Below are 15,387 nucleotides of genomic sequence, written 5' to 3'. Positions count from 1 at the left end.
AAAACAGGCTAAGGCTGGTGAATCTTTATTCACCAGCCTTTTTGCGCTGTAGACTGAGAGTATTTCACACCGTTCACGACTCTCGGTGCACCAGCAATCCGGACCGCCTCATCGTCCGGGCCAACACAAAACGGTGTTGAGACAGAGCTGTCCCGTGGGGACAGAGTGGGTCACTTATCAGCGAGCTGAGGAACCCTATGGTTTACTCTTATACCGAAAAAAAACGCATACGTAAGGACTTCGGTAAGCGAGACCAGGTACTGGACACGCCTTATCTGTTGTCCATTCAGCTGGACTCCTTCAAGCAGTTCATCGAGGCTGACCCGGAAGGTGAGTACGGCCTAGAAGCCGCCTTCCGTAGCGTTTTCCCGATCACCAGTTACTCCGGTAGTGCTGAGCTTCAGTATGTCAGCTATCGCCTGGGTGAGCCGGTATTTGACGTAAAAGAATGCCAGATCCGTGGAGTGACCTACTCCGCGCCGCTGCGTGTCAAGCTTCGTATGGTTCTGTACGACCGTGAAGCAGCTGCCGGCACCGTCAAAGACATCAAGGAACAAGAAGTTTACATGGGCGAAATCCCGCTCATGACCGAAAACGGCACCTTTGTCATCAATGGTACCGAGCGGGTCATCGTCTCCCAGCTGCACCGCAGCCCGGGCGTCTTCTTCGACCACGATAAAGGCAAAACACATTCATCCGGTAAGGTGCTTTATAACGCTCGCGTTATCCCCTACCGTGGCTCCTGGCTGGACTTCGAGTTCGATGCGAAAGACAACCTGTTTGTCCGTATCGACCGTCGTCGTAAACTGCCAGCCTCCATTATTCTGCGCGCCCTGGACTTCAGTTCCGAAGAAATCCTGGCCACCTTCTTCGAGACCATCGGTTTCGAAGTCAAGGATGGCAAGTTGATGATGGATCTGGTGCCCGAGCGCCTGCGTGGCGAGACCGCGACCTTCGACATCATTGCCAATGGCGCCGTGGTGGTTGAAACCGGTCGTCGTGTCACTGCCCGTCACATCCGTCAGCTGGAAAAAGACGGCATCACCCAGATCGAGGTGCCGGTAGAGTATGTTGTTGGCAAAGTTGCAGCCAAGAACTACGCGCACCCGCAGACTGGTGAAATGGTTGTCACTGCCAACCAGGCGCTGAGCCTGGAAGCGGTTGCCAACCTGTCCCAAGCCGGCTTCAAGCACTTCGAGGTTCTGTTCACCAACGAACTGGATCACGGTGCCTACATGTCCGAGACCCTGCGTATCGACTCCAGCTCCAGCCGCCTGGAAGCCCTGGTCGAGATCTATCGCATGATGCGTCCGGGCGAGCCGCCCACTCGCGAAGCGGCCGAGCAGCTGTTCGAGAACCTGTTCTTCTCTTCCGAGCGTTACGACCTTTCTACCGTAGGTCGGATGAAGTTCAACCGCCGTTTGGGTCGTGAAGACGAGACTGGCGTTGGCGTGCTGACCAAGGACGATATCGTCGAGGTCATGAAGCGCCTGATCGACATCCGTAACGGTAACGACGAAGTGGACGATATCGACCACCTTGGTAACCGTCGTATTCGTTCCGTCGGTGAAATGGCCGAGAACCAGTTCCGTGTCGGTCTGGTCCGTGTCGAGCGTGCGGTGAAGGAGCGCCTGTCTCTGGGCGATCTGGACACCCTGATGCCGCAGGATCTGATCAACGCCAAACCGATCTCCGCCGCGGTCAAAGAGTTCTTCGGTTCCAGCCAGCTGTCCCAGTTCATGGACCAGAACAACCCGCTGTCCGAAGTGACCCACAAGCGCCGTATCTCCGCGCTGGGCCCGGGCGGTCTGACCCGTGAGCGTGCCGGTTTCGAAGTTCGAGACGTACACCCGACCCACTACGGTCGTCTGTGCCCCATCGAAACGCCGGAAGGTCCGAACATCGGTCTGATCAACTCGCTGTCCGTGTATTCCCGCACCAATGAGTACGGTTTCCTCGAAACCCCGTACCGCAAGGTGATCGACGGTGTGATCACCGACGAAGTGGATTACCTGTCTGCGATTGAAGAAGGCAAGTACGTGATCGCACAGGCCAACGCCGCGACCACCGAAGATGGCCGTCTGAAAGATGAATTGATCCCGTGCCGTCACAAAGGTGAATCCACCTTTATGAACGCCGACCAGATCCAGTACATGGACGTGAGCCCGCAACAGATCGTCTCTGTGGCAGCGGCCCTGATCCCGTTCCTGGAACACGATGACGCGAACCGCGCATTGATGGGTTCAAACATGCAACGTCAGGCTGTACCGACCCTGCGCGCCGACAAGCCGCTGGTTGGTACCGGTATGGAACGCGCAGTGGCCGTTGACTCCGGTGTGACCGTAGTGGCCAAGCGTGGCGGCATGATCGACTATGTCGATGCCTCCCGTATCGTTATCAAGGTCAACGAAGATGAGCTGCTGCCTGGCGAAGCCGGCATCGACATCTACAGCCTGACCAAATACACCCGTTCCAACCAGAACACCTGTATCAACCAGCGTCCGTGCGTGATGTTGGGTGAGCCGGTGATGGCTGGCGACGTACTGGCTGACGGCCCGTCCACCGATCTCGGTGAACTGGCGCTGGGTCAGAACCTGCGCGTCGCGTTCATGCCGTGGAACGGTTACAACTTCGAAGACTCGATCCTGGTGAACGAGCGTGTTGTTCAGGAAGATCGCCTGACCACCATTCACATCCAGGAACTGGCCTGTATCTCCCGTGACACCAAGCTGGGTCCGGAAGAGATCACTGCTGACATCCCGAACGTGGGTGAAGCCGCTCTGTCCAAGCTGGACGAGTCCGGTATCGTCTACGTGGGTGCCGAAGTGAAGGGCGGCGACATTCTGGTCGGCAAGGTGACTCCGAAAGGTGAAACCCAGCTGACCCCGGAAGAGAAGCTGCTGCGCGCCATCTTTGGTGAGAAGGCGTCCGACGTGAAGGACTCTTCCCTGCGAGTGCCGAACGGTGTGTACGGTACCGTGGTTGACGTGCAGGTCTTTACCCGCGATGGCGTGGAAAAAGACAAGCGCGCCAAAGAAATCGAAGAGATGCAGTTGAAGGAAGCGAAGAAGGACTTGACCGAAGAGTTCAAGATCCTGGAAGACGGCATTTTCGGCCGTTCCCGCAACCTGCTGCTGGCCGCCGGTTACAGCGAAGATCGTCTGAACAAGCTCGATCGTTCCAAGTGGTTTGAGCTGGCCATCGAAGATGAAGCCAAGCAAATCGAGCTGGAGCAGATCGCTGAACAGCACGTTGAGCTGAAGGCCGAGTTCGACAAGAAATTCGAGAACAAGCGTCGCAAGATCATCCAGGGCGATGACCTGGCGCCGGGCGTACTGAAGATCGTCAAGGTCTATCTGGCCGTCAAGCGTCGCATCCAGCCGGGTGACAAGATGGCGGGCCGTCACGGTAACAAGGGTGTTATCTCCAAGATCTGTCCGGTCGAGGATATGCCCCATGACGAGTACGGCCGTCCGGTCGACATCGTACTGAACCCGCTGGGTGTACCGTCTCGTATGAACATCGGTCAGATCCTCGAAGTGCACCTGGGCCTCGCGGCCAAGGGCATCGGCGAGAAGATCGACCGCATGATCAAAGAACAGCGCGAGCTGCACGAGATGCGCGAGTTCCTGCAACAGGTCTATGACCTGGGCGAGAAGGACTCCCAGCAAGTGAACATTGCTGAACTGTCTGACGACGACGTGCGTACCCTGGTGGGTAACCTGCGTAAGGGTCTGCCGGTGGCTACACCTGTCTTTGATGGTGCCAAAGAGCGCGAAATCAAAGCCTTGCTGAAGCTGGCCGATCTGCCGGAATCCGGTCAGATCTCCCTGTTCGACGGTCGTACCGGTAACGCCTTCGAGCGCAAGGTCACCGTGGGTTACATGTACATGCTGAAGCTGAACCACCTGGTAGACGACAAGATGCACGCGCGTTCTACCGGTTCCTACAGCCTGGTTACCCAGCAGCCGCTGGGTGGTAAGGCGCAGTTCGGTGGTCAGCGGTTCGGTGAGATGGAAGTGTGGGCCCTGGAGGCTTACGGTGCGGCATATACCCTGCAGGAAATGCTGACCGTCAAGTCTGACGATGTGAACGGCCGTACCAAGATGTACAAGAACATCGTGGATGGCGACCACCGTATGGAGCCGGGCATGCCCGAATCCTTCAACGTATTGCTGAAGGAAATCCGCTCTCTGGGTATCAACATCGAGCTGGACGAAGAGTAAGAGCTCGCTCTTATTGTTCGAGAATTGACGTGGGCGCCCCGCTGTTTCGGCAGCTGGGGCGCCGAGGTTAGACTCCTGACAGGGGAAACACGTGAAAGACTTACTCAAGTTTTTGAAGGCTCAGACCAAGACCGAAGAGTTTGACAGTATCAAGATCGGTCTGGCCTCTCCTGACATGATCCGCTCCTGGTCATTCGGTGAGGTCAAAAAGCCTGAGACCATCAACTACCGGACTTTCAAGCCGGAGCGTGATGGTCTGTTCTGCGCCCGTATCTTCGGACCGGTGAAGGACTACGAGTGTCTGTGCGGCAAGTACAAGCGCCTGAAACACCGTGGTGTGATCTGCGAGAAGTGCGGTGTAGAAGTGACCCAGACCAAGGTCCGTCGTGAGCGCATGGGCCACATCGAGCTGGCCAGCCCGACTGCCCACATCTGGTTCCTGAAGTCCCTGCCGTCCCGTATCGGTCTGCTGCTGGACATGACCCTGCGTGACATCGAGCGCGTGCTGTATTTCGAATCCTATGTAGTGATCGAACCCGGCATGACCAACCTCGAGCGCAGCCAGATGCTCTCCGAAGAGAACTATCTGGACGCACTGGAAGAGTGGGGCGACGAATTCGACGCCAAGATGGGTGCCGAGGCCATTCTGGCTCTGCTGCGCGCCATCGATCTGGAAGGCGAAGTCAAAGCCATGCGTGAGGAGCTGGATCAGACCAACTCCGAGACCAAGCGCAAGAAGACCACCAAGCGTCTGAAGCTGATGGAAGCCTTCCTGCAATCCGGCAACAAGCCGGAGTGGATGATCATGACAGTGCTGCCCGTGCTGCCGCCGGACCTGCGTCCGCTGGTACCGCTGGACGGCGGTCGTTTCGCGACCTCCGATCTGAACGATCTGTACCGTCGCGTGATCAACCGTAACAACCGCTTGAAGCGTCTGCTGGATCTGGCTGCGCCGGACATCATCGTGCGCAACGAAAAGCGCATGCTGCAAGAGTCCGTGGATGCCCTGCTGGACAACGGCCGTCGTGGTCGTGCCATCACCGGTTCCAACAAGCGCCCGCTGAAATCCCTGGCCGACATGATCAAGGGTAAGCAAGGTCGTTTCCGTCAGAACCTGCTGGGTAAGCGTGTCGACTACTCTGGTCGTTCCGTTATCACCGTAGGTCCGACCCTGCGTCTGCATCAGTGCGGTCTGCCGAAGAAGATGGCACTTGAGCTGTTCAAGCCCTTCATCTACGGCAAGCTGGAATCCCGCGGTCTGGCGACCACGATCAAGGCCGCCAAGAAGATGGTGGAGCGCGAAGAAGCCGTCGTCTGGGACATCCTGGACGAAGTGATCCGCGAACACCCGGTTCTGCTGAACCGTGCACCGACCCTGCACCGTCTGGGTATCCAGGCGTTTGAACCGACCCTGATCGAAGGGAAGGCCATCCAGCTGCACCCGCTCGTCTGTGCCGCCTATAACGCGGACTTCGACGGTGACCAGATGGCGGTCCACGTACCGCTGACCCTGGAAGCCCAGCTGGAAGCGCGCGCCCTGATGATGTCCACCAACAACATCCTGTCGCCTGCCTCCGGTGAGCCGATCATCGTTCCTTCTCAGGACGTGGTTTTGGGTCTGTACTACATGACCCGTGCCCGTATCAACGCCAAAGGCGAAGGTATGGTGCTGTCCGGTCCTAAAGAGGCCGAGAAGGTCTACCGTGCCGGTCTGGCCGACCTGCATGCTCGCGTCAAGTGCCGCATCACCGAGTACGTGAAGAACGAAGCCGGTGAGCTGGTTGCCAAGACCGAGATGAAGAACACCACCGTTGGTCGTGCGATCCTGAGCCTGATCCTGCCCAAAGGCATGGAGTACGCGCTGATTGACGAGCCCAAGGTACTGACTGCTGCAGAGCAGGCTGACCTGGACGCCAACCCGCAGAACTGGATCAAGTGCGTCTCCAACAAGGCGCTGGGCAAAAAGCTCATCTCCCGTCTGCTGAACACCTGCTATCGCAAGCAGGGCCTGAAGGATACCGTCATCTTCGCTGACCAGCTGATGTATACCGGTTTCCACTACGCGGCCCTGTCCGGTGCCTCTGTTGGTATCGATGACATGGTCATCCCGGATGCCAAGAAAGACATCATCGCTGCTGCAGAAGCCGAAGTTGCCGAGATCCAGGACCAGTTCCTGTCCGGTCTGGTAACCGCGGGCGAACGTTACAACAAGGTTATCGATATCTGGGCCAGCGCGAACGATCGCGTCTCCAAGGCCATGATGGACAACCTTTCCAAGGAGCGTAACGTCAACTCCCTGGGCGATGAGGAAGAGCAAGCCTCCTTCAACAGCATCTTCATGATGGCCGACTCTGGTGCGCGGGGCTCCGCCGCCCAGATCCGTCAGCTGGCCGGTATGCGTGGCCTGATGGCGAAGCCGGATGGCTCCATCATCGAAACGCCGATCGTGGCGAACTTCCGTGAAGGTCTGAACGTACTGCAGTACTTCATCTCCACTCACGGTGCTCGTAAAGGTCTGGCGGATACCGCACTGAAGACAGCGAACTCCGGTTACCTGACCCGTCGTCTGGTTGACGTGGCCCAGGACATGGTGATCACCGAGGACGATTGCGGCACTACCGACGGTCTGTGGATGACTCCGCTGATCGAGGGTGGCGACGTGGTCGAGCCGCTGCGTGAGCGCGTGTTGGGTCGTGTGGTGGCCGAAGACGTGATCAAGCCGGGTACCGAGGATGAAGTGCTGGTAGCGCGCAACACCCTGCTCGACGAGCAGCTGTGTGACCTGCTGGAGCGCAACTCCGTCGACCGCGTGAAGGTACGTTCTGCCATCACCTGTGAGACCGACTTCGGTAACTGTGCTCACTGCTACGGCCGTGATCTGGCCCGTGGTCACCTGGTTAACAAGGGTGAGGCTGTCGGTGTTATCGCCGCTCAGTCCATCGGTGAACCGGGCACCCAGCTGACGATGCGTACCTTCCACATCGGTGGTGCCGCATCCCGAGCGGCTGCCGAGAGCAGCATCCAGGTGAAGAACACCGGTAGCATCAAGTTGCAGAACGCCAAGTTCGTTCTGAACAACTCTGACAAGCTGGTTATCACCTCCCGTTCTACCGAGCTGACCATCATGGACGAGATGGGCCGTACCAAGGAAAGCCACAAGCTGCCTTACGGTTCCGTGCTGGAAGTGAAGGATGGCGAAGCGGTGAACGCCGGTGATACCGTCGCGAACTGGGACCCGCACACCCACCCGATCATCACCGAAGTGGCGGGTCGCCTGCACTTCGAACACATGATCGACGGTGTGACCATCACTCGTCAGACCGACGAGCTGACCGGTCTCTCTTCCATCGTCGTGCTGGATGTCAACGAACGTCCGAGCGCCGGTAAAGAGATGCGTCCGACCGTGAAACTGGTCGACCTGAATGGCAAGGATGTGATGATCCCGGGCACCGACGTTCCCGCCCAGTACTTCCTGCCGGGCAAGGCGATCGTGAACCTGGAAGATGGTGCCAACGTGGGCGTGGGTGACGCGGTTGCGCGTATCCCCCAAGAGTCCAGTGGTACCAAGGACATCACCGGTGGTCTGCCGCGCGTTGCGGATCTGTTCGAAGCACGTCAGCCGAAAGAGCCGGCCATCCTGGCCGAGATCTCCGGTACCATCTCCTTCGGGAAAGAGACCAAGGGCAAACGTCGTCTGGTCATCACCCCGACCGATGGTGGCGAGATTTATGAAGAGATGATTCCGAAATGGCGTCACCTCAACGTGTTCGAAGGTGAAAAAGTTGAGAAGGGTGAAGTGCTGGCGGACGGTCCCGAGTCTGCTCATGACATCCTGCGTCTGCGCGGTATCAGCCCGGTCGCCAACTACATCGCCAACGAAGTGCAGGACGTTTACCGTCTGCAAGGCGTTAAGATCAACGACAAGCACATCGAAGTCATCGTGCGTCAGATGCTTCGCAAGTGCGAGATCCTGAGCGCTGGCGACACCGACCTGATCGAAGGTGAACAGGTTGAAGTGGCCCGTGTGAAGATCGCCAACCGTAAACTGGTTGCCGAAGGGAAGACCCCGGCTACCTACCGTCATATCCTGATGGGTATTACCAAGGCATCTCTGAGCACCGAGTCCTTCATCTCCGCGGCTTCCTTCCAGGAGACCACCCGCGTGCTGACCGAAGCAGCCGTTGGTGGCAAGCGTGATGAACTGCGCGGCCTGAAAGAGAACGTGATCGTGGGTCGTCTGATCCCGGCTGGTACCGGCTTTGCCTACCACCACAGCCGCATCAACCAGCGTGCCGCCGCAGCTCGTGCTGTCGGTGTGCCGCAGGTGACTGCCGATGAAGCTCAGCAAAACCTGGCGGATCTGCTCAACGCAGCCGGCAGTTTTGACGAAGAGTAATCTTCCGCAGCAGTGATCGAAAAGGGCCCCTTCTAGGGGCCCTTTTTTTATTTCCCATCCGGCGCCCAGCGTGCACTGGGCTGGGGCAGGGGGATGATCCAGTGCAAGGTTATAGAGCAAAAAATCAAAAAAAGTTGACATTGCCCCGTCGCAACTGAAAACTCGGGAAAGTTGAATGGGTATTACAGGGGTAGAACATGGCTGTCGGTATCGAGGAAGTACTGCTTCCCGAAGAGCAACTGAGCGGTCGCGCTTTTACAGACGAAGACAGGGAGCTGTTGCGTTCATATGGGGGCCTTATCGAAGGCCTGGCCGATCTGTTCGGCAAGCACTGCGAGGTGGTGCTCCACTCCCTGGAAAATCTGCATGAGTCCGTGATCCAAATCGCGAATGGTTTCAATACGGGTCGAACTCTGGGGGCGCCGATCACCGATCTCGCCCTGAGGATGCTCAAGGACATCGAGAGCACGGGTCAGGATCACACCCAGAGTTATTTTGCCCGCAGTCGGACCGGTGCCTTGATGAAGTCGAGCACCATCGCCATCCGTAACCGCGACAAGCAGGTGATCGGCCTTATCTGCATCAACCTGCACATCAATGCACCTTTCCACGAGTTCGTGGCCGAATTCTTCCCGACGCCACAGCAGGTGGAGCGGCAATCACCGGAGACCTTCGCCAACAGCGTCGAAGAGCTGGTTGCCCAGACGGTGGACAACACCATCGACGAGATCAATCGTGATCCCTCCGTGGCCAACAATGCCAAGAACCGTTTTATCGTGACCCAGTTGTTCGAGAAGGGCATATTTGATATCAAGGACTCGATCAACCTGGTCGCCGACAAGCTGAATATTTCCAAACATACCGTGTATCTCTACATCCGACAGCGCAAGCAGGGTGAAGAAGAGAGCGAGTAAGCGCCATAGATGGGGGATAGATAACAATGGCTAAAGAAGTGATTGCAACCGACAAGGCGCCTGCCGCAATTGGCCCTTATGTCCAGGCTACCAAGCTGGGTGAGCTGGTCTTTACCTCCGGGCAGATCCCGCTCGATCCGGCCACCATGGACATCGTTGCCGGTGGCATCGAGGCTCAGGCAGAGCAGGTGATGAAGAATCTGGTTGCCGTCTTGAAAGCCGCAGGGGCCGATACCAGCAAGGTGCTGAAGACCACCTGCTTCCTGAGTGACATGAACAACTTTGTGGCCTTCAACCAGGTGTATGCCCGCTACTTTGGCGAGTCCGCCCCGGCACGTTCCTGCGTGGAAGTTGCTCGTCTGCCCAAGGATGTACTGGTCGAAGTCGAAGCCATCGCTTACGTCTGAGCCTGTTTCATTGGAAAAGCCCCTCCCAGGAGGGGCTTTTGCGTCTGTGAGGTAGAATGGATACACCGCTGTGCAGGAGTGCGATCATGAGTCTGAATTTTGCTCTGCTGGTCACCGGGCCCGCCTATGGCACCCAGACGGCCAGCACGGCCTATCGTTTTGCCCTGAGTCTGGTCGAGCAGGGACACCGCTTGTCCCACCTCTTCTTCTATCAGGAGGGGGTGTGCAATGCCAATGGCCTCCATGCGCCAGCCAGCGATGAGACCGACCTGGTGGCATTGTGGCGCGAGTTGGCCATCCAGCAGGGTATCCGCATCGATGTGTGTGTGGCTGCGGCCATGCGCCGTGGCGTGCTGGATGAGCAGGAGGCCAAGGGAATGGGACGGGAGCATTTCAATCTGGAAGCGCCATTCTGCCTGAGCGGGCTCGGTCAGTTGGCGGAAGCCGCACTGACCGCTGATCGCTTCGTTCAGTTCTAGGGGGACAAAATGACCAGAATAGCGTTTATCTCACGGCGTGGTCCCCATGGTTCGGCGAGTGGTCGGGAGGGGCTGGATGCTCTGCTGGCCACCTCTGCATTGACGGAGTCCCTGGCACTCTTTCTGGTGGGGGATGGCGTGATGCAACTGGTGAGGGAGCAATCACCACACGCCATATTGCAGCGTCACTACGCCCCGACCTTCAAGATGCTGGAACTGTATGACATCGAAGAGATCTATGTCTGTGCGGTGTCACTGGCTGAGCGAGGACTGACGGCGGCGGATCTGCTAATCCCAGTGATTCCGCTCTCTCCTGCGGAAATTCGCCGTAGCTGGGCGGGTTTCACCACCCACATCTGCTTCTGAGGTGCCCGTGATACAGCTGATATTGAACTCTCCCTTCATGAGCCAGGATCTCGAGTTGGCGTTGCGTTACCGCATGGAAGGGGATCTGGTGGTGTTGATGCAGGATGCCGTGATGGCGGCGGCTGCCCCCGGGTGGTGCGAGCGCTTGGCAGAGGTCCCCCTGTACGTCATGAAGGAAGATCTGCAAGCGAGAGGCTTGTCATCCGGGATCGGGATGGAACTCGATATGCCGGGTTTGATCAGGTTGATCGCCGAGCACGGATCACCGCAGACCTGGGGCGGTTAGGCTTGGTTTTCCTTTTTATCTCAGTTGCTTAGCATAATGTCATTCGACTGTCATTTGCCATTTCGGTGTGCAAATTGTATAAATCTTGACTCCCCAGACAACAGGGCATAAAATTTCGCGTCCCCGTATCTGCGGGGAGGATTTTTCACACGTTTATGAAGTCATTATCAGGAGCCTTTTGATGGCAACTATTAACCAGTTGGTTCGCAAGCCACGCATCAAGCTCGTTGTGAAAAGCAACGTGCCGGCGCTGGAAGCGTGCCCTCAGAAGCGTGGCGTATGCACCCGTGTATACACCACCACCCCGAAGAAGCCTAACTCTGCACTGCGTAAAGTATGCCGTGTACGTCTGACCAACGGCTTCGAAGTCACCTCCTACATCGGTGGTGAAGGTCACAACCTGCAAGAGCACTCTGTTGTTCTGATCCGTGGCGGTCGTGTAAAAGACTTGCCAGGTGTTCGTTATCACACCGTTCGTGGTGCGTTGGACTGTGCCGGTGTTAAAGACCGTAAGCAGGCTCGCTCCAAGTACGGCGTGAAGCGTCCGAAAGCTTAATGGTTCTCCGTTAAGTAAGGCCAAACGTTAATTCGTTTCTAGTTAGATAACTTTCTAGTTTTGGGTAACCCCTGAAGTTACGGAGAATTTGAAATGCCAAGACGTCGTGTTGTTGGTCAGCGTAAAATCCTGCCGGATCCCAAGTTCGGATCTGAGCTGCTGGCTAAATTTGTCAACGTAGTAATGGTTGACGGTAAGAAATCTGTTGCAGAAGCCATCGTTTATGGCGCCCTGGACATCATTGCCACCAAATCTGGCAAAGAGCACCTGGCCCTGTTCGAAGTCGCTCTGGACAACATTCGTCCGGCGGTCGAGGTTAAATCTCGTCGCGTCGGTGGTGCAACCTATCAGGTGCCGGTAGAAGTTCGTCCGGTACGTCGCAATGCTCTGGCAATGCGCTGGTTGGTTGATGCCGCTCGTAAACGTGGTGAAAAATCAATGGCTCAGCGTTTGGCTGGCGAGCTGCTGGATGCCGCTGACAATAAGGGTTCGTCTGTCAAGAAACGTGAAGACGTTCACCGTATGGCTGAAGCGAACAAGGCCTTCGCTCACTTCCGCTGGTAATCCGCTTGCGCAGGGTCTTATGACTCTGCGCACCTTTAATTATCTGGGGACAAGCGCCCTAGTAAGAGGATGACAATGGCTCGTACAACCCCCATTGAGCGTTATCGTAATATCGGTATCTCCGCTCACATCGACGCCGGTAAGACTACTACTACCGAGCGCGTTCTGTTTTACACCGGTGTAAGTCACAAGATCGGTGAAGTTCACGATGGCGCCGCCACCATGGACTGGATGGAACAGGAACAAGAGCGTGGTATCACCATCACCTCCGCCGCGACCACCGCTTTCTGGTCCGGTATGGGTAAACAGTTCCAACCGCACCGTATCAACATCATCGATACCCCGGGCCACGTTGACTTTACTATCGAAGTAGAGCGTTCCATGCGTGTTCTGGATGGCGCCGTGATGGTGTACTGTGCCGTAGGTGGCGTACAGCCCCAGTCTGAAACCGTATGGCGTCAGGCTAACAAGTACAAGGTTCCCCGTATCGCGTTCGTCAACAAGATGGACCGTACCGGTGCCAACTTCCTGCGCTGCGTTGAGCACATCAAGACCCGTCTGAAAGGTAACCCGGTTCCTCTGCAACTGAACATCGGTTCCGAAGAGAACTTCAAGGGCGTTATCGACCTGGTCAAGATGAAAGCCATCAACTGGAGCGAAGCTGACCAGGGCGTATCCTTCGACTACGAAGACGTCCCGGCTGAGTTGCTGGAACAGGCGCAAGAAATGCGCATGAACCTGGTTGAAGCCGCTGCTGAAGCGTCTGAAGACCTGATGGAAAAATACCTGGGTGGTGAAGAACTGACTGAAGAAGAGATCAAGAAAGCTCTGCGTCAGCGTGTTCTGAACAACGAAATCATCCTGGTTACCTGTGGCTCCGCGTTCAAGAACAAGGGCGTACAGGCCATGCTGGATGCCGTGGTCGAGTACCTGCCGGCTCCGACCGACGTTGCTGCTATCGACGGTCTGAAGCTGGATGGCGAGACCAAGGACGAGCGTCACGCTTCCGATGACGAGCCGTTCTCTGCTCTGGCATTCAAGATTGCTACCGACCCGTTCGTGGGCAACCTGACCTTCTTCCGTGTTTACTCCGGTGTGGTCAACTCCGGTGACTCCGTGCTGAACTCCGTTAAAGAGAAGCGCGAGCGTTTCGGCCGTATCGTTCAGATGCATGCCAACAAGCGTGAAGAGATCAAAGAAGTTCGCGCAGGCGACATCGCTGCTGCCATCGGCCTGAAGGACGTCACCACCGGTGATACCCTGTGTGACGAAAGCGCACCGATCATCCTGGAGCGTATGGAATTCCCGGAGCCGGTAATCTCCATCGCCGTTGAGCCGAAATCCAAGGCTGACCAGGAGAAGATGGGTCTGGCTCTGGGCCGTCTGGCTCAGGAAGATCCGTCCTTCCGCGTATGGACCGACGAAGAATCTGGTCAAACCATCATCGCCGGTATGGGTGAGCTGCACCTGGACATCATCGTTGACCGTATGCGTCGCGAGTTCAAGGTAGAAGCCAACGTAGGTAAGCCGCAGGTTGCCTACCGTGAAACCATCCGCAACACCGTCAAGGACATCGAAGGCAAGCATGCCAAGCAGTCCGGTGGTCGTGGTCAGTACGGTCACGTCGTTATCGACATGTACCCGCTGGAAGAAGGCAAAGCCTACGAATTCGTCAACGACATCAAGGGTGGCGTGATTCCGGGCGAATTCATCCCGGGTGTTGACAAGGGTATCCGCGAGCAGCTGAAGTCCGGCCCGCTGGCAGGCTATCCGGTAATGGATCTGGGTGTGCGTCTGCACTTCGGTTCCTACCACGATGTCGACTCTTCCGAACTGGCGTTCAAGATCGCTGCTTCTCTGGCGTTCAAGGCTGGCTTCATGAAGGCCAACCCGGTACTGCTCGAACCGATCATGAAGGTCGAAGTCGAGACTCCGGAAGACTACATGGGCGACGTGATCGGTGACCTGAACCGTCGTCGCGGCCTGATCGAAGGCATGGAAGATGGCCCGTCCGGCAAGATCGTACGTGCGCTGGTGCCGCTGGCCGAAATGTTCGGTTACGCCACCTCCCTGCGTTCTGCTACCCAGGGTCGTGCTTCCTACGCCATGGAATTCGCCAAGTATCACGATGCCCCGACCAACGTCGCCCAGGCCGTGATCGAAGAGCGCAAATCCAAGTAATTTAAGATTCCCCGCCTACGACGGTAGGCGGGTTTAACCTAGAAGGACTACGTCGTGTCTAAAGAAAAATTTGAGCGTAATAAACCGCACGTAAACGTCGGCACCATCGGCCACGTTGACCACGGTAAAACCACCCTGACCGCCGCCATCACCAACGTGCTGGCCAAGCACTTCGGTGGTAAAGCTTTCGCCTTCGACCAGATCGACAAGGCACCGGAAGAGCGTGAGCGTGGTATCACCATCAACACCTCCCACGTAGAATACGACACTGCTACCCGCCACTACGCTCACGTAGATTGCCCGGGTCACGCCGACTACGTTAAAAACATGATCACCGGTGCTGCCCAGATGGACGGCGCAATCCTGGTAGTAGCAGCGACTGACGGCCCGATGCCGCAGACTCGTGAGCACATCCTGCTGGGTCGTCAGGTAGGCGTTCCGTACATCATCGTGTTCATGAACAAGTGCGACATGGTAGATGACGAAGAGCTGCTGGAACTGGTCGAGATGGAAGTTCGCGAACTGCTGTCCGAGTACGACTTCCCGGGTGATGACCTGCCGGTAGTCCGTGGTTCCGCACTGAAAGCGCTGGAAGGCGAAGCTCAGTGGGAAGAGAAGATCCTGGAACTGGCTGGCCACCTGGACACCTACATTCCGGAGCCGGAGCGTGCCATTGACCAGCCGTTCCTGATGCCTATCGAAGACGTCTTCTCCATCGCAGGCCGTGGTACCGTAGTAACCGGTCGTGTAGAGCGCGGTATCGTCAAGGTTGGTGAAGAAGTGGAAATCGTTGGTATCAAAGATACCACCAAGACCACCTGTACCGGCGTTGAAATGTTCCGCAAACTGCTGGACGAAGGTCGTGCAGGTGAGAACGTTGGCGCCCTGCTGCGTGGCGTGAAGCGTGAAGACGTAGAGCGTGGTCAGGTACTGGCCAAGCCGGGCACCATCAAGCCGCACACCAAGTTCGAATCCGAAGTGTACGTGCTGTCCAAGGAAGAAGGTGGTCGTC

The 15,387-nt window shown here is 57.0% G+C and carries 11 protein-coding genes (1 of these 11 running past the window's edge); all 11 read left to right on the top strand.

Features of this window, described 5'->3' with window-relative positions; genetic code table 11:
* Nucleotides 1-197: 197 nt before the first annotated feature.
* Nucleotides 198-4,226, top strand: a complete 4,029-nt coding sequence (gene rpoB, locus I6L48_RS02395) for a DNA-directed RNA polymerase subunit beta (protein ID WP_010675956.1) — start codon at nt 198-200, stop codon at nt 4,224-4,226.
* Nucleotides 4,227-4,317: 91 nt separating this feature from the next.
* Nucleotides 4,318-8,622: a DNA-directed RNA polymerase subunit beta' gene (gene rpoC / locus I6L48_RS02390; protein WP_010675955.1), complete on the top strand. Its 4,305-nt coding sequence runs from the start codon at nt 4,318-4,320 to the stop codon at nt 8,620-8,622.
* A 197-nt stretch (nt 8,623-8,819) separates the two neighbouring features.
* On the top strand, nt 8,820-9,536 hold the full coding sequence (locus tag I6L48_RS02385) for a transcriptional regulator (protein ID WP_010675954.1): 717 nt from the start codon (nt 8,820-8,822) through the stop codon (nt 9,534-9,536).
* A gap of 26 nt (nt 9,537-9,562) precedes the next feature.
* Nucleotides 9,563-9,943 carry a RidA family protein gene (locus I6L48_RS02380; RefSeq protein ID WP_010675953.1) on the top strand — a complete coding sequence of 127 codons (381 nt, stop codon included), beginning with the start codon at nt 9,563-9,565 and terminating at the stop codon, nt 9,941-9,943.
* An 86-nt stretch (nt 9,944-10,029) separates the two neighbouring features.
* Nucleotides 10,030-10,422: a sulfurtransferase complex subunit TusD gene (tusD, locus tag I6L48_RS02375; RefSeq protein WP_010675952.1), complete on the top strand. Its 393-nt coding sequence runs from the start codon at nt 10,030-10,032 to the stop codon at nt 10,420-10,422.
* Nucleotides 10,423-10,431: 9 nt separating this feature from the next.
* On the top strand, nt 10,432-10,788 hold the full coding sequence (gene tusC, locus I6L48_RS02370) for a sulfurtransferase complex subunit TusC (protein ID WP_029314860.1): 357 nt from the start codon (nt 10,432-10,434) through the stop codon (nt 10,786-10,788).
* Nucleotides 10,789-10,795: 7 nt separating this feature from the next.
* A complete protein-coding gene (gene tusB, locus I6L48_RS02365) occupies nt 10,796-11,074 on the top strand; it encodes a sulfurtransferase complex subunit TusB (RefSeq protein WP_128273695.1) in 279 nt (92 codons plus the stop codon).
* 181 nt (nt 11,075-11,255) lie between these two features.
* Nucleotides 11,256-11,630, top strand: a complete 375-nt coding sequence (gene rpsL / locus I6L48_RS02360) for a 30S ribosomal protein S12 (protein ID WP_005306278.1) — start codon at nt 11,256-11,258, stop codon at nt 11,628-11,630.
* A 93-nt stretch (nt 11,631-11,723) separates the two neighbouring features.
* Nucleotides 11,724-12,194, top strand: coding sequence for a 30S ribosomal protein S7 (rpsG, locus tag I6L48_RS02355; protein WP_010675949.1), 471 nt, complete (start codon nt 11,724-11,726; stop codon nt 12,192-12,194).
* Between the two features lie 75 nt (nt 12,195-12,269).
* The gene (gene fusA / locus I6L48_RS02350; protein WP_010675948.1) at nt 12,270-14,375 is read left to right on the top strand and encodes an elongation factor G; all 2,106 of its coding nucleotides are present in this window, start codon (nt 12,270-12,272) and stop codon (nt 14,373-14,375) included.
* A gap of 54 nt (nt 14,376-14,429) precedes the next feature.
* Nucleotides 14,430-15,387: the 5' portion of an elongation factor Tu gene (tuf, locus tag I6L48_RS02345; RefSeq protein WP_005306325.1), read on the top strand. The gene runs 227 nt beyond the window's last position; the window shows 958 of its 1,185 coding nt (coding positions 1-958); the start codon lies at nt 14,430-14,432; its stop codon lies beyond the right edge, outside the window.

Source organism: Aeromonas sp. FDAARGOS 1418, from assembly GCF_019048585.1.
Taxonomy (GTDB): Bacteria; Pseudomonadota; Gammaproteobacteria; order Enterobacterales; family Aeromonadaceae; genus Aeromonas; species Aeromonas caviae.
This window is presented reverse-complemented; position numbering and strand designations above follow the sequence as displayed.